The 22,022-nt window shown below is 72.5% G+C and carries 19 protein-coding genes and 1 tRNA gene; 6 read left to right on the forward strand and 14 right to left on the reverse strand.

Features of this window, described 5'->3' with window-relative positions; genetic code table 11:
- Position 1 precedes the first annotated feature (1 nt).
- Positions 2-3,739, reverse strand: a complete 3,738-nt coding sequence (gene metH / locus I601_RS16500) for a methionine synthase (protein WP_068115122.1) — start codon at positions 3,737-3,739, stop codon at positions 2-4.
- 185 nt (positions 3,740-3,924) lie between these two features.
- Between metH and I601_RS16505 the strand changes: the two genes are divergently transcribed.
- Complete coding sequence (locus tag I601_RS16505; RefSeq protein WP_068112119.1) at positions 3,925-4,773, forward strand: PAC2 family protein; 849 nt, start codon at positions 3,925-3,927, stop codon at positions 4,771-4,773.
- Positions 4,774-4,936: 163 nt separating this feature from the next.
- Here I601_RS16505 and mshC read toward each other — a convergent pair whose 3' ends face one another.
- From mshC to I601_RS16525, 4 genes are read right to left on the reverse strand one after another with little or no spacing between them, the layout of a single operon-like run.
- The gene (mshC, locus tag I601_RS16510) at positions 4,937-6,175 is read right to left on the reverse strand and encodes a cysteine--1-D-myo-inosityl 2-amino-2-deoxy-alpha-D-glucopyranoside ligase (protein ID WP_068112123.1); all 1,239 of its coding nucleotides are present in this window, start codon (positions 6,173-6,175) and stop codon (positions 4,937-4,939) included.
- A gap of 34 nt (positions 6,176-6,209) precedes the next feature.
- Positions 6,210-6,992, reverse strand: coding sequence for an SCO1664 family protein (locus I601_RS16515; RefSeq protein WP_237089442.1), 783 nt, complete (start codon positions 6,990-6,992; stop codon positions 6,210-6,212).
- Positions 6,993-7,026: 34 nt separating this feature from the next.
- Positions 7,027-7,602, reverse strand: a complete 576-nt coding sequence (locus I601_RS16520) for a DUF3090 domain-containing protein (protein WP_068115126.1) — start codon at positions 7,600-7,602, stop codon at positions 7,027-7,029.
- Between the two features lie 10 nt (positions 7,603-7,612).
- The gene (locus I601_RS16525; RefSeq protein WP_068112125.1) at positions 7,613-8,386 is read right to left on the reverse strand and encodes a histidine phosphatase family protein; all 774 of its coding nucleotides are present in this window, start codon (positions 8,384-8,386) and stop codon (positions 7,613-7,615) included.
- A gap of 54 nt (positions 8,387-8,440) precedes the next feature.
- Between I601_RS16525 and I601_RS16530 the strand changes: the two genes are divergently transcribed.
- Positions 8,441-9,421 carry a magnesium and cobalt transport protein CorA gene (locus I601_RS16530; protein ID WP_068112128.1) on the forward strand — a complete coding sequence of 327 codons (981 nt, stop codon included), beginning with the start codon at positions 8,441-8,443 and terminating at the stop codon, positions 9,419-9,421.
- Between the two features lie 138 nt (positions 9,422-9,559).
- On the opposite strand, the gene I601_RS16535 is transcribed toward I601_RS16530, so the two are convergent.
- Entirely contained in the window at positions 9,560-9,778 is a 219-nt protein-coding gene (locus I601_RS16535; RefSeq protein ID WP_068112130.1) for a DUF5703 family protein, read from the reverse strand.
- Between the two features lie 69 nt (positions 9,779-9,847).
- The gene (locus I601_RS16540) at positions 9,848-10,795 is read right to left on the reverse strand and encodes an aldo/keto reductase (protein ID WP_068112133.1); all 948 of its coding nucleotides are present in this window, start codon (positions 10,793-10,795) and stop codon (positions 9,848-9,850) included.
- A gap of 72 nt (positions 10,796-10,867) precedes the next feature.
- Here I601_RS16540 and I601_RS16545 point away from each other — a divergent pair, with 72 nt between their 5' ends.
- Positions 10,868-11,692: an undecaprenyl-diphosphate phosphatase gene (locus I601_RS16545; protein WP_084527719.1), complete on the forward strand. Its 825-nt coding sequence runs from the start codon at positions 10,868-10,870 to the stop codon at positions 11,690-11,692.
- Positions 11,693-11,842: 150 nt separating this feature from the next.
- Here I601_RS16545 and I601_RS16550 read toward each other — a convergent pair whose 3' ends face one another.
- Positions 11,843-13,183 (reverse strand): M20/M25/M40 family metallo-hydrolase, encoded by a 1,341-nt coding sequence (locus I601_RS16550; RefSeq protein WP_068112136.1) that lies wholly within the window; start codon positions 13,181-13,183, stop codon positions 11,843-11,845.
- Between the two features lie 137 nt (positions 13,184-13,320).
- Between I601_RS16550 and I601_RS16555 the strand changes: the two genes are divergently transcribed.
- A tRNA-Leu gene (locus I601_RS16555) sits at positions 13,321-13,406 on the forward strand.
- A gap of 44 nt (positions 13,407-13,450) precedes the next feature.
- Here I601_RS16555 and I601_RS16560 read toward each other — a convergent pair.
- Positions 13,451-14,389 carry a sterol desaturase family protein gene (locus I601_RS16560; protein WP_068112138.1) on the reverse strand — a complete coding sequence of 313 codons (939 nt, stop codon included), beginning with the start codon at positions 14,387-14,389 and terminating at the stop codon, positions 13,451-13,453.
- A gap of 141 nt (positions 14,390-14,530) precedes the next feature.
- Between I601_RS16560 and I601_RS16565 the strand changes: the two genes are divergently transcribed.
- Entirely contained in the window at positions 14,531-16,027 is a 1,497-nt protein-coding gene (locus tag I601_RS16565) for an alpha/beta hydrolase family protein (RefSeq protein ID WP_179948543.1), read from the forward strand.
- Positions 16,028-16,047: 20 nt separating this feature from the next.
- Here the strand turns inward: I601_RS16565 and I601_RS16570 are convergent, their stop codons facing one another.
- From I601_RS16570 to I601_RS16585, 4 genes are all read right to left on the reverse strand, one after another.
- Positions 16,048-16,506 (reverse strand): DUF1579 family protein, encoded by a 459-nt coding sequence (locus I601_RS16570; protein ID WP_169834719.1) that lies wholly within the window; start codon positions 16,504-16,506, stop codon positions 16,048-16,050.
- 79 nt (positions 16,507-16,585) lie between these two features.
- Positions 16,586-17,308, reverse strand: coding sequence for a glycosyltransferase family 2 protein (locus I601_RS16575; protein WP_068112145.1), 723 nt, complete (start codon positions 17,306-17,308; stop codon positions 16,586-16,588).
- A gap of 10 nt (positions 17,309-17,318) precedes the next feature.
- Positions 17,319-18,686, reverse strand: a complete 1,368-nt coding sequence (locus I601_RS16580; RefSeq protein ID WP_068115133.1) for a bifunctional PIG-L family deacetylase/class I SAM-dependent methyltransferase — start codon at positions 18,684-18,686, stop codon at positions 17,319-17,321.
- On the reverse strand, positions 18,683-19,768 hold the full coding sequence (locus I601_RS16585; RefSeq protein WP_084527722.1) for an acyl-CoA dehydrogenase family protein: 1,086 nt from the start codon (positions 19,766-19,768) through the stop codon (positions 18,683-18,685). The genes I601_RS16580 and I601_RS16585 overlap by 4 nt, the downstream gene beginning before the upstream one ends.
- Before the next feature lie 209 nt (positions 19,769-19,977).
- Between I601_RS16585 and I601_RS16590 the strand changes: the two genes are divergently transcribed.
- Positions 19,978-20,559, forward strand: coding sequence for a LysR family substrate-binding domain-containing protein (locus I601_RS16590; RefSeq protein ID WP_068112147.1), 582 nt, complete (start codon positions 19,978-19,980; stop codon positions 20,557-20,559).
- Positions 20,560-20,578: 19 nt separating this feature from the next.
- On the opposite strand, the gene I601_RS16595 is transcribed toward I601_RS16590, so the two are convergent.
- Positions 20,579-22,012 carry a GuaB1 family IMP dehydrogenase-related protein gene (locus tag I601_RS16595; RefSeq protein ID WP_068112150.1) on the reverse strand — a complete coding sequence of 478 codons (1,434 nt, stop codon included), beginning with the start codon at positions 22,010-22,012 and terminating at the stop codon, positions 20,579-20,581.
- Positions 22,013-22,022 lie beyond the last annotated feature (10 nt).

Raw genomic sequence — 22,022 nt, forward strand, 5'->3', positions numbered from 1 at the left:
CTCAGTCCTCCGGGTCGTAGCCGAGGTTCGGCGAGAGCCAGCGCTCGGCCTCGGCCAGGCTCCAGCCCTTGCGCTCGGCGTACGCCTCGACCTGGTCGCGGGCGATCCGGCCGACCACGAAGTACTGCGACTGCGGGTGGCTCAGGTACCACCCCGACACCGAGGCGCCGGGCCACATCGCCATCGACTCGGTCAGCTCGATCCCGGTGCTCGCCTCCACGTCGAGCAGCTCCCACAGCGTCGACTTCTCGGTGTGGTCGGGGCAGGCCGGGTAGCCGGGCGCGGGCCGGATGCCCTCGTAGCGCTCGGCGATCAGCTCCTCGTTGCTGAGCTGCTCCTCGGGCTGGTGGCCCCAGAACTCGGTGCGCACCCGCTCGTGCAGCCGCTCGGCGAACGCCTCGGCCAACCGGTCGGCCAACGACTCCAGCAGGATGGCGCTGTAGTCGTCGTTGTCGGCCTGGAAGGCCGTGATGCGGTCCGGCAGCCCGATCCCGGCCGTCACCGCGAAGCCACCGACGTGGTCGGGCAGCCCGGTCCCGAGCGGCGCGACGAAGTCGCCCAGGGAGCGGTTCGGGATCCCCTCGCGGTGCTGACCCTGCTGGCGCAGGTGGTGCAGCCTGGTCAGCACGTCGTTGCGGGTGTCGTCGGTGTAGAGGATCGTGTCGTCCCCGTCGCCGGCCGCGGGGAAGAAGCCGAAGACACCGCGCGCGGTGATCCACTTCTCGGCGATCACCCGGTCCAGCATCTCCTGGGCGTCGTCGTAGAGCTTGCGCGCGGTCTCCCCCGAGGCCGGGTTGTTGAGGATGTCGGGGAAGCGCCCCTTCATCTCCCAGGCGTTGAAGAACGGCTGCCAGTCGATGTAGTCGCGCAGCTCAGCGAGGTCGTAGTCGTCGAGGACGTGGATCCCGGGACTGTTCGGGGCCGGGGGCCGGTAGTCGCTCCAGTCGATCGGCGTGGCGTTGGCACAGGCCTGCTCGTAGCTGAGCTTGGGGCGCTCGGTCTTGTGCGAGTGGCGCTCGCGCAGGGAGTCGTAGTCGGCCTTGACGTCGGCCATCAGCGTCGTACGCCGCTCGGCGTGCAACAGCGCGGCGGCGGTCGGCACCGAGCGGGAGGCGTCCTTGACCCAGACCACCGGCCCGTCGTAGCGCGGGTCGACCTTGACCGCGGTGTGCGCGCGTGAGGTGGTCGCGCCGCCGATCAGCAGCGGAAGGTCCATCCCCAGGCGCTGCATCTCGGTGGCCACCGTGACCATCTCGTCCAGAGAGGGGGTGATCAGACCAGACAGGCCGATGATGTCGGCGCCGACCTCGCGGGCGGTGTCGAGGATCTTCTGCGCCGGCACCATCACCCCCAGGTCGATGACCTCGAAGTTGTTGCACTGCAGGACCACCCCGACGATGTTCTTGCCGATGTCGTGCACGTCGCCCTTGACCGTCGCCATCACGATGGTGCCGTTGGTCTCCTTCGCGGTGGCGTACTCGGGGTTGTCGATCTTCTCCTGCTCGATGAACGGGATCAGGTGCGCGACGGCCTTCTTCATCACCCGCGCCGACTTCACCACCTGGGGCAGGAACATCTTGCCGGCGCCGAACAGGTCGCCCACCACGTCCATGCCGGCCATCAGCGGACCCTCGATGACCTCGATCGGTCGTCCGCCGCGCGCGGCGATCTCGAGCCGCAGCTCCTCGGCGTCGGCCTCGGCGTAGGTGTCGATGCCCTTGACGAGCGCGTGCGTGATCCGCTCCGAGACCGGCAGGCCGCGCCACTCCTCGGTGGTGGCCTCGACCGGCTGACCGGCACGGTTGTGCTCCTCGGCGATCTCGAGGAGGCGCTCGGCGGCGTCGGGACGCCGGTTCAGCACCACGTCCTCGATGCGCTCGCGCAGCTCGGGCTCCACCTGGTCGTAGACCACCAGGGCACCGGCGTTGACGATGCCCATGTCGAGCCCCGCCTTGATGGCGTGGAACAGGAAGACCGCGTGGATCGCCTCGCGCACGGGGTTGTTCCCGCGGAAGGAGAAGCTCACGTTGGAGATGCCGCCGGAGACCTTGGCGCCCGGCAGGTTCGCCTTGATCCAGCGGGCGGCCTCGATGAAGTCGAGGCCGTAGGAGGCGTGCTCCTCGATGCCGGTCGCCACGGCGAAGACGTTGGGGTCGAAGATGATGTCCTCGGCCGGGAAGTCGACCACGTCGACGAGGATCCGGTAGGCCCGCTCGCAGATCGACTGCCGGCGCTGCAGGTTGTCGGCCTGGCCGTCCTCGTCGAAGGCCATCACCACCGCCGCGGCGCCGTACTTGCGGCACAGTCGGGCGTGGGCGATGAACGCCTCCTCGCCCTCCTTCAGCGAGATCGAGTTCACGATCGGCTTGCCCTGGACGTTCTTGAGCCCGGCCTCGATCACCTCGAACTTCGAGGAGTCGACCATCAGCGGGACCCGGCTGATGTCGGGCTCGCTGGCCACGAGCTTGGTGAAGCGGTCCATGGCCGCGACCCCGTCGATCATGCCCTCGTCCATGTTGACGTCGAGGACCTGAGCGCCGCTCTCCACCTGCTGGGCGGCCACGCTCAGGGCGGTGTCGTAGTCGCCGTCCTTGATCAGCTTGCGGAAGCGGGCGGAGCCGGTGATGTTGGTGCGCTCCCCGACGTTGACGAAGAGGCTGTCGGCGTCGAGGGCGAACGGCTCGAGACCCGAGAGACGCATGGCGCTGGGCAGCTCCACGGGCACCCGGGGCCGCTCCTGCCGGACCGCCGCGGCGATCGCGCTGACGTGGGCCGGGGTGGTGCCGCAGCAGCCGCCGACCAGGTTGACGAAGCCCGCCTGCGCGAACTCGTGCACCACCGCGGCGGTCTCGGCCGCGGCCTCGTCGTACTCGCCGAAGGCGTTGGGCAGGCCGGCGTTGGGGTAGCAGGAGACGAAGGTGTCGGCCACCCGGGACAGCTCGGCGATGTAGGGGCGCATCTCGCGGGCCCCGAGCGCACAGTTGAGGCCGATGGCCAGCGGTCGGGCGTGCCGCACGGAGTTCCAGAACGCCTCGGTGGTCTGGCCCGACAGGGTGCGCCCGGACGCGTCGGTGATGGTGCCCGAGACGATCAGCGGCCACCGGCGGCCCAGGTCCTCGAAGAGCGACTCCACCGCGAAGATCGCGGCCTTGGCGTTGAGGGTGTCGAAGATCGTCTCGATGACGAGGAGGTCGCTGCCACCGTCGACCAGTCCCCGGGCAGCGGTGCGGTACGCCGCCACCAGGGCGTCGAAGGTGACGTTGCGGGCCGCGGGGTCGTTGACGTCGGGTGAGATCGAGGCGGTGCGGGTGGTCGGACCCAGGGCACCGGCGACGTAGCGGGGCCGCTCGGGGGTGGCCACGGCGTCGGCGGCACGGCGGGCCATCCGGGCGGCCTCGAGGTTCAGCTCGTAGGCGAGCGCCTCCAAGCCGTAGTCGGCCAGTGAGATCGAGTTGGCGTTGAAGGTGTTGGTCTCGATGAGGTCGGCACCGGACTCGAGGTATTCGCGGTGGATCGACTCGATGATGTCGGGCTGCGTGAGGGTGAGGAGGTCGTTGTTGCCGATCAGGTCGCTGGGCCAGTCCGCGAAGCGCTCCCCGCGGTAGCCGGCCTCGTCGGGCCGGTCGCGCTGGATGGCGGTGCCCATGGCGCCGTCGATGACGAGGATCCGCTCGACCAGGGCGGCGCGCAGCTCGTCGGTGGCGTCGGGGCGCCACTCGGCCGGGCCCACGGGCTCCATCGGGGTCTCGGTGCTGGCCTGGCTCACGCGGATCTCCTCTCGTGGGGCACCGGCGGCACCCGAGCGGGTCCTGCCAGCGTAGGAGGGTGTCCGAAGGCTGGACAGGGTGACCAGATGGTGACATCGCCGCGCGCGGCGGACGAAATCCTCAGGGTAGGCACCAGGGGCGTGACTACGCTGGGGAGGTGATCGAGATTGAGGACGCGCCCGACCTGGTCGACCCCATCGTCATCGCCGCCTTCGAGGGTTGGAACGACGCCGCCGACGCCGCCTCCTCGGTGGTGGACCACCTGATGTCGGCCTGGGGTGCGCGTGTGGTCGGTGCGGTGGACCCCGAGGAGTTCTACGACTTCCAGGTCAACCGTCCCGTGGTGGGCGGCGACGCGTTGGGACACCGACGCCTCACCTGGCCCACGACGCAGATCGCGGTCGCCTCTCCCCCGGGCCTGGGCCGCGACATCATCCTGATCCGCGGGATCGAGCCGAACATCCGGTGGCGCCAGTTCTGCGCGGAGCTGTTGGCGGCCGTGGACGAGCTGGGCGGCGCGCTGGTCGTCACCCTGGGCGCGCTGCTCGCCGACACCCCCCACACCCGCCCGATCCCCGTGACCGGCACCGCCACCGAGCCCGAGCTGGTCGACCGGCTCAAGCTGGAGCAGTCGACGTACGAGGGACCCACCGGGATCGTGGGCGTCTTCCAGGACGCCTGTGTGCGCGTGGACATGCCCGCGGTGTCGTACTGGGCGGCGGTCCCGCACTACGTCGCGCAACCGCCGTGCCCCAAAGCCACCCTCGCACTGATCGGGCAGATCGAGGACCTGCTGGAGGTCTCCATCCCGCTCGGCGACCTGCCCGAGGACGCCCGCGCCTGGGAGCGCGGTGTGGACGAGCTCGCCGAGGACGACGAGGACGTGGCCGACTACGTGCGCGCCCTCGAGGAGACCCGCGACACCACCGACCTGCCGGAGGCCTCCGGCGAGGCCATCGCCCGCGAGTTCGAGCGATATCTCAAACGTCGCCAGGGCGACGACTGAGGTCAGCCGCCCCCAGGGCTGCGGCGCCAGGAGCTTGCCGTTTGGTCACCAACGACAGTCCTGGAACGTTCCAAGACTGACGTTGGTGACCAAACGACAGCGGCGACCCCGAACACTGGGGTCAGCGCCCCGCCAGGCACCTGAGCGCCCGCGGTGCCAGCTTTCAGAGCGAGAGGCCGAGGGCGGCGTCGAGCACCTGGTGCACCGCGAGGGCGGCGTGCGGGTCGGAGGTGTCTGCCAGCCCGTCGGTGCCCAGCGTGGCCCGGGCCCAGTCGTCGACGAGCCGAACGGCGCGGGCGGCGTCGAGGTCGTCGGCGCAGGCGGCGAGCACCCCCTCCACCACCGGTGCGGCCGCGGCGCCGGCGCCCAGGGACAGTGCGCGGCGCCAGGTGGCGAGGGTGTCGACGCTGGCCAGCAGGTCGGCGTCGGTCCACTCCCAGTCGGAGCGGTAGTGGTGGCGCAGCAGCGTGAGGCGGATGGCCATCGGGTCCACGTCGGCGTGGCGCAGCGCGGAGACGAAGACCAGGTTGCCCTTCGACTTCGACATCTTCTCGCCGTCGTAGGCGACCATCCCGGCGTGGACGTAGACCTGAGCGAAGGCGGTGCCGGGCTCTGCGACCTGCGCGTGGCCGGCGCACATCTCGTGGTGCGGGAAGACCAGGTCGCTGCCACCGGCCTGGACGTCGAAGGCGCCGCCGAGGTAGGTCATCGCGATCGCGCTGCACTCGATGTGCCAGCCGGGGCGACCGGGGCCGAACGGGCTGGGCCACGACGGCTCGCCGGGTCGTTCGCTGAGCCACACCAGGCAGTCCAGCGGGTCCTTCTTGCCGGGCCGGTCCGGGTCGCCGCCACGCTCGGGGAAGATCTGCAACATCGTCTCGCGGTCCATCCGGGACTCCTGGCCGAAGGCCGGGTCGGCGTGCACCGAGAAGTACAGGTCGTCGTCGACGGCGTAGACCGACCCGGTGGCCTGGAGCCGCTCGATCAGGTCGATGACCAGGGGGATCGACTCCACCGCACCGATGTAGTCGCGCGGCGGGAGCACCCGCAGCGCCTGCATGTCCTGGCGGAACAGCTCGGTCTCGCGCTCGGCCAGCGCGACCCAGTCGATGCCGACCTTGGTCGCCCGCTCGAGCAGCGGGTCGTCGACGTCGGTGACGTTCTGCACGTAGGCGACCTCGAGCCCGGCGTTGCGCCAGGCCCGGTACAGCAGGTCCACGCCGACGTACGTCGCAGCGTGGCCCATGTGGGTGGCGTCGTACGGCGTGATGCCGCACGCGTAGAGCCGCGCGGTGCCGTCCGGGCTCAGGGTGCGGCGTTCGCCGCTCGGGGTGTCGTGCAGCGAGACTGCCGGACCCGTCACGGGGAGGGTGGGCATCTCCGGAGCAGACCAGGCACGCATGGGGCGAGCCTAGAGGGTGGGGTGGCGACCGGGCTCAGAAGGGCGGCCACGGGATCGCCGGGCCGTCGCTGTCGGGCGCCGGCATCGTGCCGCGCCCCGTGAGCCGGTCGCACCGGCGCGCCAGGTGGTCGATCTCGGCGTCGTCGAGCAGCAGCGCCAGGGCCGCTCCCAGCTCGCCGGACAGGGCGGCGCGCACCCGGGCCACCGCATCGCGCTCCCGCTCGTCCAGACGCTGGCCCATCCAGCCCCACAGCACCGTGCGCAGCTTGGGATCGGTGTGGAAGGCGATGCCGTGGTCGACGCCGTAGCGGTGCCCATCGGGCATCGCCAGCACGTGCCCGCCCTTGCGGTCGGCGTTGTTGAGCAGCACGTCGAGCACCGCCATCCGACGCAGCGCCGCGGTGTCCTCGTGGACCAGTGAGACCAACCGGTCGTGGGCGTCGTAGCCGTCGAAGACGTGCAGCATCCCGGGCGGGGCCTGCCCGGCCGGGACCAGCGTCACCGCCTCGTGGACGGGGTCGGGCTCCTCCCAGACCTGCACCATCCCGGGCCCGTGCGGCCCCTCGCGCAACCAGGTGCGCGGGACGACACCGGTCTCGTCGGTGGCCGCGAAGACCTCCGAGACCAGGTACGCCGCCACCTCGCGGTGCGCCAGGACCGCGCCGGGGAAGTCCCACAGGGGCCGCTCCCCGGCGATCGGCTTGTAGACCACCTGGACGCCGCCGACAGAACCGAGGAACGTGGCGTTCGAGGCGGGCATGATCCGCCCGCGCAGCTCCAGCTCGTCCTCGACGAGGTCGACCCCCGCCCCGCTCACGGGGCGTTCCTGCTGGTCCGGGCCACGACGTGGCTCAGGGCTCGCGCCTGCGGAAGCCGTTGGCGCGCACGCACAGGTGGCCCTCGGGGTCGATGGGGTTGCCGCAGAAGGGGCAGCTGGGCCGCCCGGCCTCGATGACCTGGGCGGTGCGCTGCACGAAGGCCCGTGCCGGGCCGGCCTCGAGCCGCACCAGGAGCATCTCCTCGGGGTCGGGCTCCTCGAAGTCCTGGTCGACCTGCTCGGGCGAGACCACCGCGGCCTCGGAGTAGGGGAAGACCTCGATGACGATGCGTTCGGCGTCGGGGTCCCAGGACAACGTCATGGTGCCGGCCCGGAACTCCTCGTCGATGGGCTGCTCCAGCGGGGCGGCGTCCTCGAGCCCCAGCGGGGCGACCGCGGGGATCACGGCGGTCGAGGTGTCGCTCTCCATCACCTCGTCGAGCAGCTCGTCGACCCGTTCGGCCAGCGCGGCGACCTGCTGCTTCTCCAACGAGACGCTGATCAGCCGGCTGCCGCTGCGGGCCTGGAGGAAGAAGGTGCGGGACCCGGGTTCCCCGACGGTGCCGGTGACGAACCTCTCCGGCGGGTCGAAGGCGTGGACGACTGGCATGTCACTCACCCTAGGGGCGCCCCGGGAGGGCCGGGTCCACCCGGTGGTGCGAAGCAGCCGCGGTCCCCGGCGCGACGGTGTCCTCCCGGGGGCCGGCGCCGCCGCCGACGGCCGCGTCCGCGCCCGGCTCACCGGTCGCGTCGGGCGCCGGGACCAGCCAGGACAGGTCGCCGGCGTGGGTGTTGCTGGCCAGCACGTAGGGCCGGGTCTCGGTGTAGCGCACGATCGACAGCGACGCCGGGTCGACGCCGATGCGCTGGAAGAGGTCCAGGTGCATCCCGAGGGCGTCGGCGAGCACCGACTTGATGATGTCGCCGTGGCTGACCACCGCCCACACCGCGCCCGGGCCGTGCTCGGCCTCGATCGCGGCGTCGATGCGGCGTACGGCGGCCACCGCCCGCGCCTGCATCCGCGCCATCGACTCCCCCTCGGGGAACGTCGCCGCGGACGGCTGGGTCTGGACGGTGCGCCACAACGGCTCCGCGGCCAGGTCCTTGAGGCTGCTGCCCTGCCAGGCCCCGTAGTCGCACTCGGTCACGTCGTCCTCGGTCAGGGACCGGGTCCCGGGTGCCTGGTGGGCCAGCACCGCCTCCGCGGTCTGCTGGCAGCGCAGCATCGGGCTGGAGACGACCGCGGCCAGCGGGACCCCCGCCAACCGTTGCCCGGCGCGCTGCGCCTGGTCGCGCCCGGTCTCGTCGAGCTCGACGCCGGGGGTTCGACCGGCGAGGACACCGGTGGCGTTCGCGGTCGTGCGTCCGTGCCGGACGAGCACCATCGTGGCCATGCCGGGCACTGTAGCCGGGGCCTGCACAGCGCCGGTGGCACTAGCGTGGCCCCCGTGATCGTCGATGCCGCCGTCTACCACGACGGGACCCGTACCGAGGTGGACTGCGCCGACCAGGACTACGCCGCCCTGCGCGCCCGGGCCCGCGAGTGCGGCGGGTTCGTCTGGGTGGGGCTCCACGAGCCGGCGCCCGAGGAGCTGACCGCGGTCGCGGAGGCCTTCGACCTGCACCCCCTGGCGGTCGAGGACGCCGTCAAGGCGCACCAGCGCCCCAAGCTGGAGCGCTACGAGCACGGGTTGTTCCTGGTGCTCAAGACGCTCTGGTACGTCGATGCCGAGGACGCGGTCGAGACCGGCGAGGTGAGCCTGTTCATCGGCCCCGACTTCGTGGTGACCGTGCGCCACGGGCACGGGCTCGACCTGGGTCCGGCCCGCTCCTTCCTGGAGTCCAGCGAGCAGGTGCTCACCCACGGCCCTTCGTCGGTGGTCTACGCGGTGTGCGACCGGGTCGTCGACGGCTACGTCTCGGTGGTCGGTGAGCTGCAGGTCGACGTCGACGAGGTGGAGGAGTCGGTCCTCTCCCCCGCCCGTACCAACGACTCGGTGCGCATCTACACCCTCAAGCGCGAGATCGCCGAGGTGCGCCGCGCCGTCCAGCCGCTGCGGGAACCGCTGCACCGCTTCAGCGAGGGCGCGGTGAGCGGCATCGACGCCGAGGCGGGGCCGTTCTTCCGCGACGTGCTGGACCACCTCAGCCGCACCGCGGACCTGGTCGACAACCTCGACGGTCTGCTCTCGACCGCCTTCGACGTCCACGTCGCCCGGATCCAGCTGCAGCAGAACGACGACATGCGCAAGATCTCTGCCGGCGCCGCGCTGGTGGTCGTGCCCACCCTGATCGCCGGGGTCTACGGCATGAACTTCGAGCACATGCCGGAGCTGGGCTGGGCGCTGGGCTACCCCTTCGCGCTGCTCGTGATGGCCGCCGCCTCCGGTGGCCTGTGGTGGCTCTTCCGCCGTTCCGGTTGGTGGTGAGCCGAACGTTCCGGGCTGCGATTTCGTCTGCCGTTTGGTCACCAACGACAGATCTCGAGGCTCCGGGAGTGCCGTTTGGTCACCAACGGCACTCGCTCGGCGGCCCGCAGCGATCGGTGTCGCGGAGGGCAGGGCCGCTCAGGCGGTTCTGACCGCGCGGATGATCTTGCGGCGCAGCACCACACGCCGGGTCCCGTCGGTGGAGATCCGCACGCAGTCCAGCTCCCAGCCGCCGTGCTCGGCGCGGTCGACGAGGAGCCGGGTCACGACGTTGCGGCTCAGCTCGCTGGGGAACGACACCTGGTCGAACTCCCACTCCACGCCCGCCCGGCTCGGCCGAAGGGGGATGCGGCTCATACGGCCTCCCGTGGGTCGGTGGTGGTGGGTCAGGAGCAGGTCGGGAGAGAGTACGCCGCCGGCGTGCCCTCAGTCGGCCGAGACGTCGTCGAGGGCCTCGGTGATCTCGGGGGGCAGCACGACGTCCTCGACGCTCAGTGCTTCCTTGAGCTGGGCGGCCGTGCGGGCGCCCAGGATCGGTGCGGTGACACCGGGGCGGTCGCGCACCCAGGCCAGGGCCACCTGCGACGCAGTCAGGTCGAGCCCCTCCGCGGCACGCACCACGGCCTCGACGATGCTGGCCGAGCGCTCGTCCATGTAGACGCTCATGAAGGAGGAGAACTGCGAGGTCGCGGCGCGCGAGTTCGCGGGCGTCCCGGTCCGGTACTTGCCCGTCAGCACGCCCCGGCCCAGCGGCGACCAGGTCAGCGCACCCAGACCCGTCGCGGCGGCCGCGGGCAGCACCTCGTGCTCGATCCCCCGGTTGAGCAGCGAGTACTCCACCTGGGTGGAGGCCAGGGCCACCCGCCCCGGGACGGCGCGCTGCCAGGTCGCGGCCTGGGCGGTCTGCCAGCCGGAGTAGTTGGAGATGCCGACGTACGACGCGCGGCCCGAGGACACCGCCAGGTCGAGCGCCGAGAGGGTCTCCTCGATCGGTACTCCGTCGTGCCAGGTGTGGACCTGCCACAGGTCGACGTGATCGACCCCGAGCCGACGCAGTGAGGCGTCGAGGGTGCTGAGGAGCCGGCCGCGGGAGGTGTCGACCCGCAACCGGCCCTTGCTCAGGCCCATGCCGGCCTTGGTGGCCAGCACGATGTCGTCGCGGGCCACCACGTCGCCGATGAGCGAACCGAGGAGCGACTCGGACTGGCCGTCGGCGTACGCCGCGGCGGTGTCGACGAGGGTGCCGCCCGCCTCCACGAAGGAGGTGAGCTGGTCACGGGCCTCGTGCTCGTCGGTGTCGCGTCCCCAGGTCATCGTGCCGAGACCGAGACGGGAGACGCGGAGCCCGGTCGCCCCCAGTGAGCGTTGCTGCATGGCGACAACCTATCGGCGGGGCCCACGTGAGTCGCCGTCGGCTCGCCCGGACCGGTCTCCTAGGCTGACCGCGTGCTGGATCTCCTCAAGGCCGTCGTCCTGGGCCTCCTGCAAGGCCTGACCGAGTTCCTCCCGATCTCCAGCAGCGCGCACCTGCGGATCTTCCCCGAGCTCTTCGGCTGGGGCGACCCGGGCGCCGCCTTCACCGCCGTGGTCCAGATCGGCACCGAGCTGGCGGTCCTCATCTACTTCCGCCACGACATCTGGCGCATCGCCTCGACCTGGCTGCGCTCGCTGGTGCGGCCCGAGTGGCGCGGCCACGTCGATGCCCGGATGGGCTGGTACATCATCATCGGCTCGCTGCCGATCGTGGTGCTGGGCATCGCCCTCAAGGACATCATCGAGCAGGACTTCCGCAGCCTGTGGATCATCGGCACGACGCTGATCGTGCTCGGTGTGGTGCTCGGGATCGCCGACCGGTTCGGGCGCAACGAGCGCGCGATCAAGAAGATGCGGCTGCGCGACGCGCTGCTGATGGGGCTGGCCCAGGCCGCCGCGCTGGTCCCGGGCGTCTCACGCTCCGGGGCGACGATCTCGATGGGACGCTTCCTCGGCTTCGAGCGCGAGGCGGCGACGCGCTTCGCGTTCCTGCTCGCGATCCCCGCTGTGCTCGGCGCCGGGTTCTTCCAGCTCGCCGAGATCCCCAACGGGGACAACGCCTACGGCTGGGGCCCGACCATCGTGGGGACCGTCGTGTCGTTCATCGTCGGCTACGCCACCATCGCGTGGCTGCTGCGCTACGTGAGCACCCGCTCCTACACGCCGTTCGTGATCTACCGGGTCGTGCTGGGCGCGGCGGTCCTGGTCCTGCTCAGCGCCGGCGTGCTGACGGCCTGATCCCTCTCGGAGGACGGCATCGACCTGCCGTTGGTGACCAAACGGCACTCCCGGAGCCCGAAGATCTGTCGTTGGTGACCAAACGGCAGCGCCGGAGCCCGGAGATCTGTCGTTGGTGACCAAACGGCAGCGCCGGAGCGCAGCGACCGCTCAGACGTCGTCGAGGAACGTGTCGAAGACCCGCGCCCCGAACTCGAGGGCGTCGACCGGGACCCGCTCGTCGACACCGTGGAACAGTGCGGTGAAGTCGAGGTCGGCGGGCAGGCGCAGCGGCGCGAAGCCGTAGGAGCGCATCCCGAGCTTGCGGAAGTGCTTGGCGTCGGTGCCGCCGCTCATCAGGTATGGCGCGACGATGCCGTCGGGGTCCTCGCTGAGGATGGAGCGGTTCATGGCGCGCACCAGGTCGCCGTCGTACGGCGTCTCCCAGGGCTGCTGGTGGGAGAGGTGCTCGATCTCGACGCCCTCACCGACGAGCTCGGCGAAAGTGGCGAAGAACTCGTCCTCGAAGCCGGGCAGGAAACGGCCGTCGACGTGGGCGGTGGCCTCGGTGGGGATCACGTTCACCTTGTAGCCGGCCTGCAGCATGGTGGGGTTGGTGGTGTTGCTGATGACGGCACCGAGCATCCGGGCCGCGCCACCGAACTCCTCGATCAGGGCCGGCGCGTTGGCGGGGGTGGCCTCGACGCCGGCGAGGTCGCCGACGGTGGCCAGGAGGACCTCCATGGTCGGGGTCAGGCGCACCGGCCAGTCGTAGGCGCCGATGCGCGCGACGGCGCCCGACAGCCGCGTGACCGCGTTGTCGGTGTTGAGCATGGAGCCGTGCCCGGCCCGGCCCCGCGCCGTCAGGCGCATCCAGGCCATCCCCTTCTCGGCGGCCTCGATCAGGTAGACCCGGCGCCCGCGCACGGTCACCGAGAAGCCGCCCACCTCGCCGACCGCCTCGGTGACGCCCTCGAACTCCTCGGGGTGGTCGCGGACCAGCACCTCGGCGCCCTTGTGGCCGCCCGCCTCCTCGTCGGCGGTGAAGCACAGCACGATCGGCCGGGTCGGGATCCGCCCGGCACGCTGGCGCGCGCGCACCACGCTGAGCAGCATCGCGTCGAAGTCCTTCATGTCGACCGCGCCGCGACCCCACACGTAGCCGTCCTGGATCTCGCCGGAGAACGGGTGCACCGCCCAGTCCTCGGCCGCGGCCGGTACGACGTCGAGGTGTCCGTGCAGCAGCAGCGCGTCGCCCTCGGTGCCGCCCCAGCGCGCCACGACGCTGGTGCGCCCCGGCTCGGACTCGTAGAGGCGCGCGGTGATCCCGACCTCCTCGAGCAGCGCCGCGACGTGCTCGGCCGCCTTGCGCTCCCCCGGGCCGTCCGCGTCGCCGTAGTTGGAGGTGTCGATGCGGATCAGGTCCCGACAGATCTCCACGACCTCGGCCGCGGGGTCGTAGCCGCGCGGCTCGTCGGTCTCCGGGCGATGGTCCTCGGCGGGGGTCGACATGCCCCCAGCATGTCAGCGGGGCGGTGGCTGTCCACCCCCGTGACGGGTGGGACGGGTGGGGTCGGTCTCTCGCGCCGCCCAGGAGGGGGTCCGATGCGGAGGATCCGGCGGTGGCTTGCTACTGTTCCCACGCACTCGTCCGGGTGGCGGAATAGGCAGACGCGCTAGCTTGAGGTGCTAGTGCCCGTATTAGGGCGTGGGGGTTCAAGTCCCCCCTCGGACACTCAGAAGGCCCCGGCTCCACGGGGCCTTTTGTTCATTTCGGGGCTAGGCGTCGACGCGATCCGCAGCCGGTCGCCAGCCTGGCGGACCGAGCACGTAGCCGACCTTGTCGCGCCACGTCCCGGCCCGACGCACGTCGCGGCCGATGGCGGCGTACTCGTGGGTCTGCAGCCGCAGCAGGTGGTAGGTGCCCACCGGCACCGTCAGCCCGTACGTGGGTCGGTGCAGCTCGGGCTGGAAGGAACCGAACAGCCGGTCCCAGACGATGAGGATCCCGCCGTAGTTGCGGTCCAGGTACTCCGGGTCGCTGCCGTGGTGCACCCGGTGGTGCGAGGGCGTGTTCAGGACCAGCTCGACAGGGCGCCACAACCGGCCGACCCGCTCGGTGTGCACGAAGAACTGGTAGACCAGGCTCACCGAGAACCCGAGGAACACCAGTGCCGGCGGCACGCCCAGCAGCGGTAGCGGGGCCCAGAGCACGAGCTCGTGGGAGTTGTTCCACTTCTGGCGCAGGGCGGTCGAGAAGTTGAAGTACTCGCTGGAGTGGTGGGCCTGGTGGGTCGCCCAGACCAGTCGCACCCGGTGCGCGATGCGGTGCGCCCAGTAGAAGAGGAAGTCGACCCCCAGGATCGCCAGCGCCCAGGTCCACCAGGCGTCCGCCGGCAGCTGCCAGGGCGCGACGTAGGCGAACAGGACCGCGTAGCCCAGCAGTCCCAGCCCCTTCCACGCCGCCATCGTGGCGGCCGACACCACGCCGAGGGTGAGGCTGGTCAGCGCGTCCCTGCGCTCGTAGCCACCGCGGCGCGGGGCTGCCCGCCCGTCGCTCGTACGCCGCTCCCCCGCCGGTTGCTCGTCGTCCTCGAGGAGCAGCGCGGCCAGGGCCTCGAGGCCGATCATCAACACGAAGAACGGTGCCGCGAGGGCGACGGGGTCCCGCAACGCCTCCGGCAGGGCGTCCCACAACCCGCTCAGGGTCTCCAGCACGGTCCTGCTCCTCGTCGTGGGGGGCGTCACCGGGAAGTCAACACTGCCGAGGGCGCCGGCACCGCCGGAACCACGTATCCCGGTCGGCGCAGCGTCGTTGAGACACCGGGAGGGCGACGTCGCCCCCGGAAGGAACGTGCCGTGCCCCTGAACCGTCCCCGCACCCTGCTCGCACTGATGGCCGGGACCGGTCTGCTGCTCGTCGGCACCGGCCCGTCTCTCGCGCGCACGAGCGAGCCCGAGCCCGGCTCACCGGCGTACGTGCAGCGCGACACCCAGAACATCGCCGACGCCTACGGGCGCATCCACGGTGAGGGTGGCCAGCTGCGCAACCCCGCCTACCTGCCGGCCCTGGTCGCGCAGGGCACCGCCACCAGCGTGGCCCAGCTGCTCACCCAGGTCGCCGAGCCGACCCGCCCGGCGCTCACCGCCGGCAACAGCGTGCCCGGCTGGGACGTCGGCAACCCGCTGCGCGCCTCCTGGGCCGGCACCCGGGGTCGGGCGCGACGCGTGGCCTTCACCAACCAGCACGGCGCGCTGCTGCGCGGCACCGTGTGGGCACCCGCGCCCGGAGCCCGTGACCCCTACTCCGGTCGCCGGTTGCGCGGCCCGTTCCCCGGCGTGGTCATCACCCCGGGTTCGGTGCAGGGCTCGGAGGGCATGTACGAGTGGCTGGCGCAGGACCTCGCCGAACGCGGCTACGTGGTGCTGACCTACGACGTCCAGGGCCAGGGCGCGAGCGAGACGTTCCCCCACCCCGACGGCCAGGTGTTCCCGTTCTGCGACCCGACCGCGGAGCCCCTGCCCGGCGAGATGAGCGGCTGCCCGGGCGTGCCGTTCCAGCAGCAGGCCAACTTCGAGGTCGGCACCCGCGACGCGCTGTCCTTCCTGCACGCCACCCCGGCGCGGCCCTACGCCAACCCGGGTTCCGAGGGCGCCCGCGTCGACGCCGCCAACCCCTTCCACCGCCTCCTCGACCGCTCGCGCGACCACTCGCCCTTCACCCCCGGTCGGCGGCAACGGACCGCGATCATCGGGCACTCGCTCGGTGCCGCCGCCGTCTCGCGGGTGCAGGCGGTCGACGAGCGGGTGGCCACGGTCGTGGCCCTCGACAAGCTCGGCTCCCCGCTCTCCTCGGGCCCGCAGTTCCGTCCGGTGGTGCCTGCGCTCGGCATCCAGTCGGAGTACGGCTTCAGCGTCAGCCCGTGGTTCCTGTCGGGCGGGAGCTCCATCTCGCCGCAGCCCAGCCCCGGGGGGCCCGACCCGCAACGCGAGAAGGCCACCGGCTGGGACGCGTGGGACGCCGCCGGGATCGACTCGATGATGCTGGTCCCGCGCGCCTCGACGCACCTGGAGTACACCGACATCCCGCTGGTGCTGCCCGCGAGCCGCTGGGGCCAGGCCGTCACCAGCGTCACCGTGCAGCGCTGGCTGGACCGCTACCTCAAGCACCGGGGCGGGCCGCGAGCGCTGCTACGCGAGCGGATGCGCTACCTCGAGCCCACCGGCGGCGGCACCTGGTCAGAGGTGCGCCTGCGTCGCGACCCGCTGCTGAGCTCCTACTACTGCTCGGCCTACCGCCTCGACGCCGCGCGCCGCACCCTGCGCGACGCCGACCTCACCGGCGTCGGCTGCTGAGCCGCGACGCTGGTCCGGCGCTAACCGATCCGGCGTGCGGTCCGATCGCACAGGGGCAGCCACTGGTGTGCCGGCTTCCACTCCCAGGAGATCTCCTGGGTCCGGCCGTCCTCGCTGAAGGTGCAGGTGGCGCGCTCGGCCTCGCCGGACAACGTCCAGGTGCGGCCCTCGACGGTCATCGTGTAGTCCCGTGCGAAACCGTGGTTCTCGATGCTCCGAGCGAAGTAGCGCTCCGACTCCACGTCCCAGCCCATCATGGTGAGGGTGTCGAAGGGACCACTCGCGCGTTCGTCCTGCACCACGAAGTACTGCCCGGAGTGCCAGCGTGCGGAGTGGATGCTGCTCCACGGCGTCGCGCCCGCGCGCGGATCGTCCAGCGACTGCTCCTGCCCGCCGTAGGAGGTCCCGACGGCGTGCCAGTCACCCAGGAAGACTGACAAGCGTCGGTGGGGCTCGGGATCAGTGCTCGGCCTGCTCACGGTCTTCCTCTCCTCGACATGTCTCACCGAGGAGACCGGAGCACTCCGTGGAACTCATCGCAGTCGCGGGCGATCCGGATCAGGCGGGCTCGCCCTCGGCCACGGCCAGGCGCAGGGCCCGCAGGTAGCCGGCGAACCCGTCGGGCGCCCGGCCGCGCTCGCGGGCCGAGGTCACCACCGGGCGGCCCTGGCGCACCGTCGGCACGTCGAGGGCCAGGAGCGCCTGCACCAGCGCGACGTCCTCGCCGGTGGCCAGGTCGGCGAACCCACCCACCGCCCGGTACGCCGAGAGCCGCACCCCGAGGTTGGCGCCGTGCACGTGCAGGCGCCCGGTGCGGTGCCGGTCGTGCCACGCGGCCAGCACGGCGGGGTCGAGCTCGTCGGCGTCCGGCAGCACCGGCCCCACGAGCAGATCGTGCCCGTGGTGGGCGGCCGCGAGGTGGTCCAGGAGCCAGGATCCCGGCACCCGGCTGTCGGCGTCGGTGGTGGCCACCCAGGTGCGCCGCTCGTCGTCGGGCCCCACCGCGGCGAGGCGGTCGGGGTGCCCGGTGGCCACGCCCACCCCCAGGGCCCGGGCCGCTCCGACGCAGCGGGCGTCGGTCTCCACGACCTGCACGTCGTGCTCGGAGGCGACCGCCAGGCTGCCGTCGGTGCAGTCGTCGAGGACCACGACGACGTCGACGCGCACGCGCAGGACCCGCGCCTGTGCGGCGGCGTCCGCGATGTCCTCGAGGCAACGACCCAGCACGTCCTCCTCGTCGTGAGCGGGGACCACCACGACGACCCGGTCCACCGGGCTCACCGGCCCGGGCTCACGCGTGCGGCTCCGGCATCCGGCTCTGGGGCCCGAGCAGCAGCATCTCGACGTCGCGGTCGCGGTACTCAGCCAGGCGGGACCAGTCCGACAGCGACTCGAAGGCGCGGTGCACGGCCGCACAGTCGAGCGGCCAGCCCTGCACGGGGTGCCGCCAGTGCGCCAGGAGCACGACCCCGTCGGACGCCAGCCCGTTCGCGACCTGGCGCACCAGCTCCTCGAGGTCGACGGGACTGAGGAAGTAGCCCAGCTCGCTGACCACCACGAGGTCGTAGCGACCGTCGGGCCAGTCCTCGGGGAGCAGCCGGTGCTGCACCTCGACGTGGTCGAGGTCCTCGGTGCGCCGGCGGGCAGCGGTGACGGCGGCCGCGCTCGCGTCGACGGCCAGCACCTCGGCGCAGCGACCGGCCAGCTCACGCGTCAGCACGCCCGTCGAGCAACCGACCTCGAGCGCCCGGCCGTGCCGGCGGTCCGGCAGCATCGCCATCGTCAGGGCCCGCTTGCGCTCCTCGTACCAACGGGTGTCGGCACCCCAGGGCTCGGCGACCTCGCGGTGCAACGCGTCGAGGGTGTCGTCGTGGGCGGGCTCCTCGACGAAGACCTCCTGCTCGCCCAGGAAGTGCGCGAGCATCCCCGGCAGCAGCAGCGTCTCGTCACCGGGTGCGTCGGAGAGCGGACGCACCTGCGAGGTGTGGCACTCGACGGCGCGGTGCTTGGCCGCACTGGTGACCGGGTCCATCGGCAGCCGCCGCAGGTCCACCCAGGGGGCGTCCTGGGGCTCGGCGTGGTGCCAGAACCAGATCGGGTACTCCAGCAGCCGGGCGCCGGTCCGGTGGGCGACGGCGGCACAGATCCGCCCGGCGGCGTCGTGGTCCGGGTGGCCGTCGTGGCGCCAGGGCCCCACCAGCAGGGTGCGGCTGCCGTCCCCGACCAGGGTGCTGAGGCGGTCGGCCCACCGGGCCTCGTCGTCGGCCACCTGACCGTCGCCGACGTCCCAGCACTCGATCCCGACCGCCTCGGCACCGTCACCGAGGGCGAGCACCGCGGCGCGCGACTCCTCGAGCCGGCGCGCGGAGAGCACCTCGGTCGAGTGCGTGGGCGACTCCGGGTGGCTGCGCTCCCCCGACGTCAGGAGCACCACCTCCACGGTGGGTCGCTGGTCGGCCGGGAGGGCCAGCACCCGTGACATCAGCCCGGCCGCGCCGAGCGACTCGTCGTCGGGGTGGGCGGCCACGACCACGACCCGGGTCAGGGTCCGACCGTCGCGGGCCGACAGCTCCAGCATCGGCAGCGCCGCCCAGCGGCGGTCGTCGTGCCACGTCCTGGCCGCCGTGCCCGACGAGTCGTGCCGGAAGGACGGGCTCACCGCGACCACCAGGCGCCGGACCGGTCGGCCTCGCGGCCCAGGGCGGCGAGGTCGCGCTCCGCATGGTGCTGGCGCAGGTAGAGGCGCAGGTCCGCCAGGGCTGCGGCGTACGCCGGCTCGGCGACCTGGGGTCCGGGGCCCAGCGCGTGCTCGCAGGACTCGAGCACCGCCTCCGCGGAGGCGGCGACGACCGAGCGCACCCGGTTCGCCAGGGCGGCCGCGTCGCCGGCCCCGACCCGGCCGGAGTCGACCGATCGGGCCGCCTCGCCCAGCACCGCGCGCGCCGCGCTGAGGTGCTGGTCGACCCGGCCGAGGTGCAGGTGCCCGACCTGGTCGAGCACCCGGCCGCCGGGGCGGGACAGGCGGCGGGCCAGCCCGACGGCACCGCCGTACCAGACCGCGGCGACGCCGATGCCGCCCCAGGCGAAGCCGTCGCGACGCAGGTACCAGCCCGGCTCCCCGACGGCGGTCGCCGGCACGGCGTCGAGGTCGATCGCGGTGCTGACCACGTCGGGCAGGCCCCGGGCGACCCAGTCGTCGGCGGCTGCGCCCGCGCGCACCCCGGGGTGGTGCAGGTCGACCGCGAACAGGCCGCGTTGCTCGTCGTCGACCCAGGCCGTGACCAGGGCGTGGCTGAGCCGGGTCGCGAGCGAGCACCACGGCTTGGTGCCGTCGAGCACCCAGCCGCCGTCGTGTCCACGGGCCGTCAGCCGGGCGCCGGGCCCCTCGGCGGCGAAGACGCCCCACGTCGAGCCCTGCGGGATCTCGCCCCTCGGCCGGTCGGTGCTCGCCTCGGTCAGGATCGCGAGCGCGTCGAGGTGCGGCTCCACCGCGCGCGCGAGCTGCAGGTCGTGGGCGCCCAGGGTGGCCAGCGCCTCCCAGAGGATCCGGGTGCTGCCGTCCGCCGGGCGCGGGGCCAGGTCTCCCACCGCGCTCGCCACCTCGAGGTGTCCGGTGAGGTCACCCCGCTTGACCCCCTCGACAGCATCCACGACGGCGCGCCGGAACCCTCCGAGCACGTGGGCTCCGGCGCCGAGGTCGTCGCGGTCGGGGAGCGTCTCCAGGGACACCCAGGTGCTCATGCAGCGCTCTCCCCCTGACGACCGGACCTACGCCGCCGACTCGGCGTGGTCGGGAGCCCTGCGTAAGTGCCCCGTACGGACGCCGAGCCCGCGACACAGGTCTCCTTGCCGATGACGGGTGACGTCAAACACACGTGGAGCACTTTCACCCCTAGGTAGGTACGGACGCCCTGACTCTACGTCCTGCCTCGGACGACTACGCTCGACGAATGCCCAGCCCCTTCCGCCTCGGCTTCGTCACCGGAGCGACCCCCGACAAGTGGGCGCGCACCTGGCGCGACCGTTCCCGCGACCCGCTCGAGCTGGTGCCGCTCGAGGAGGACCAGCAGGAGGTCGCGGTGCGCGCCTACGAGGTCGACGCGGTCCTCGCGCGGCTGCCCGTGGATCGCGACGGCCTGCACTGCATCCCGCTCTACGAGGAGCGGGTCGTCGCCGTCGTCGGGCACGAGCACGTCGCGACGGTGGTCGACGAGCTCGGCACCGAGGACCTCGCCGACGAGCAGCTGGTCGCCCCGCACCGGTCGGGCTGGACCCCGCGCGCCGAGCAGCTGGACTGGCCGCCGATGACCGTGGCCGACGCGGTCGAGACGGTGGCCGCCGGCACCGGGGTGCTGCTGGTGCCGATGTCGGTGGCCCGGTTGCACCAGCGCAAGGACGTCACCTACCGCCCGGTCCACGACCTGCCGTCGACGACGGTGGGCCTGGTCTGGCGCACCGACAACGAGGATCCACGCGTGCAGACCTTCATCGGCATCGTGCGCGGGCGCACCGCCAACAGCTCCCGCGACTGATCCGGCCCTCCGGGCCGGGTCACCAGGACGTCGCGAGCGGACGACCCTCGGAGTAGCCGGCCGCCGACTGCACGCCGACGACCGCTCGTGCGTGCAGCTCCTCCAGCGACGCGGCGCCGGCGTACGTGCACGACGACCGGACGCCGGAGCAGATCTCGTCGATGAGGTCCTCGACACCGGGGCGCTGGGGGTCCAGGTACATCCGCGAGGCGGAGATGCCCTCCTCGTAGAGACCCTTGCGGGCCCGGTCGAAGGCCGACTCGCCGGAGGTGCGCTGCGCCACCGCACGCGCCGAGGCCATCCCGAAGGAGACCTTGTACGACCGACCTCCGTCCTCGACGAGGTCGCCCGGCGACTCATGGGTGCCGGCGAACCACGACCCGATCATCACGCTGGACGCACCGGCCGCCAGGGCCAGCGCCACGTCGCGCGGGTGCCGGACCCCACCGTCGGCCCAGACGTGGGCCCCGGCGGAACGAGCCGCCTCGGCGCACTCCAGCACGGCCGAGAACTGGGGCCGCCCGACCCCCGTCATCATCCGCGTCGTGCACATCGCGCCGGGTCCGACACCGACCTTGACGATGTCGGCCCCGGCCTCGACGAGCGCCCGGGTGCCGTCGGCCGAGACGACGTTGCCGGCGGCCACCGGCACCTGCGGGTCCAGCGAGCGCACCGCGCGCAGCGCCTCCAGCATCCGGTCCTGGTGACCGTGCGCGGTGTCGACGACGAGGCAGTCGACACCGGCCTCGAGCAGGTCCTGGGCCTTGCGCGAGACGTCCCCGTTGACGCCCACGGCCGCTGCGATCCGCAGCCCGCCCCGGGCATCGACGGCCGGGGTGTAGAGGGTGGCCCGCAGCGCGCCGGCGCGGGTCAGCACCCCGACCATCCGCCCCTGCTCGTCGACGGCGACGGCCAGCGGCGCCCGGGCCCTGTCGATGGCGTCGAAAGCCGCTCGCGGATCGGTGTCCGCGTCGATCGTGACGGTGGCCGGGCTCATCACCCGGTGCACCTGGGCGAAGCGGTCGACCTCGGCGCAGTCCGCCGCGTCGACGACGCCCACGGGCCGCCCGTCGTCGACCACGACCGCGGCGCGGTGGGCCCGCTTGGGGATCAGGGCGAGCGCCTCGGCGACCGTCTGGTGCGGGGCGAGCTCGATCGGGGTGTCGAAGACCAGGTGCCGGCTCTTGACGAACGCCACGACGTCGCGCACCACCGGCACCGGGATGTCCTGCGGGACCACGACGAGGCCGCCGCGGCGGGCCACGGTCTCGGCCATCCGCCGGCCCGCGATCGCGGTCATGTTGGCCACCACCAGGGGCACCGTGGCGCCGGTGCCGTCACCGGTGGACAGGTCGACGTCGTAGCGGCTGGCCACCGAGGAGTGCCCCGGGACCATGAAGACGTCGTCGTAGGTCAGCTCGTGCGGTGGGACCGCGTCGTGGAGGAAGTGCACGGCTGCGACC

This window comes from Nocardioides dokdonensis FR1436, from assembly GCF_001653335.1.
Classification (GTDB): domain Bacteria; phylum Actinomycetota; class Actinomycetes; order Propionibacteriales; family Nocardioidaceae; genus Nocardioides; species Nocardioides dokdonensis.